A 1,589-nucleotide genomic window follows, 5' to 3' on the forward strand; every position below is an offset into this window, starting at 1 on the left:
GCGGCGAATATCTGTCCTTCGACGGGAAAGATTTACCGATCGGACCAAGTGCCGATCAAAACGCAACAGAACCCAGGGAAAAGCCACGCAAATCATGCGTTTTTGCCCTTGAGTTCTTTCATTGGAGAGCAGTCATGGACAGAGTCGATCTAGGGGTAGGAGTCGCGGGCATTTACGTGCGCGATCAAGATGAAGCAATCGATTTTTATGTGGGCAAGCTCGGTTTTGCTGTGCACACCGACGCCAGGAACGGAGATTACCGTTGGCTGACGGTGCATCATCCAGATCAGCTGGGATTCCAGCTTGGGTTGTTCCGGCCCCAGCCGCCAACAGTAGACGAGGCTACCGCGAGACAGCTAGACGAGGTTGTAGCGAAGGGCGCCATGCCGCCGCTGGTAATGCTGGTCAAGGATTGCCATGCCGCGCATGCGATATTTGCGGCAAAAGGTGTCGAATTCACCCAGGAGCCGATCAGCCGTTTCGGTAACGTCGATGCGAGCTTCCGCGATCCATCCGGAAACGGCTGGAAACTAGTGGAGCCGCGGTGATGGGTGCGGAATTCTTCTCAACCGAGCCGCAATCGAGGCAACCTCTTGGGAGATATCGGCGAGCCGTTAGCTTGCGTTTAAGGCAAATGCACCGGTGGGTATCAGTGGTCTTCACTGTTACCGTCGCAGCAAACTTTCTTTCAATGATATGGGGTCAACCTCCGGTCGTCATCACCTACGCGCCGCTGCCGCCATTGTTGATCCTACTCATTACCGGCTTGTACATGTTGGGGCAATATCTAACGGGCGCGTCATTGCGGGTCTCTCTTGCTCATGGAAAAAGGGGAGCGAGATGACTGAAACCGTCCATACGGAGATGGTCTGCTTTAAGTATTGGCGAAAACAACCCGATCTCGTACCGTTTCTGAGAAATGAAAGTAGGTTGTAGATCCTTTACGATTGAGTTTATCAGTCGAGTTCCGAAACCATAACCGGCTATCGAATTAAACCCGAGTGGTAGTTTTGGTGGCGCAAACAGGCGCTTCTGAATTACAAGCCAGCGTAAAACGGGCCATTTGAATTAAATCAACGTGGGCACGCTGTTCTCTCTCTCGAGTAGTTTCGAGTTCACCGACTTCCGTACTGCTTAAGCAAGAATGGAGAAGAGGCTCAATGCCGCTGGACGAGTTCGCCGCCCCTTAATTGGACCACGTGCTGATTACTAGTCAGGAATGAATTCTTCGGCAGCAATAGAGCCGAAATCTGCCAGTTCTTTTAACACCCATCTCAGGCTTTAGTCCAGGATAAGCGCAATGACCGTTGTAGAACCTTTAGGAATGCTACGCCAATGACTCCGCGCAGTGCGGACGCGCAACAGCTTCTCCGCAATTAGGGTGGTGAGCAATAGCTGGGCTTCTATTACTCATAAATATATGATATTGAGAGCGATAGAAATGGATGTTATCGCTCATGCCCTGGAACTGGACACAGCCTGATTGGCCGCATTTTCGCTATGACGCGTCTGCACTCGCGGCACTGGAACAGCGATTTCTGCTCACCTCCGGCGAAGTCATCGGCGCTGTGCGTCACATCGATCATGAC

Annotated in this window: 2 protein-coding genes; both read left to right on the forward strand. The window is 52.1% G+C overall.

Going from position 1 to position 1,589, the window contains the following annotated elements; all coding sequences use genetic code 11:
* Window positions 1-548, forward strand: a 548-nt coding sequence (locus F9K91_RS25425) for a VOC family protein (RefSeq protein ID WP_235913460.1), incomplete at its 5' end; no start/stop codon positions are given.
* A 909-nt stretch (window positions 549-1,457) separates the two neighbouring features.
* On the forward strand, window positions 1,458-1,589 hold a 132-nt coding region (locus F9K91_RS25435), incomplete at its 3' end, for a DUF4172 domain-containing protein (protein ID WP_151679062.1).

It is taken from the genome of Brucella tritici (genome assembly GCF_008932295.1).
Lineage (GTDB): Bacteria > Pseudomonadota > Alphaproteobacteria > Rhizobiales > Rhizobiaceae > Brucella > Brucella tritici.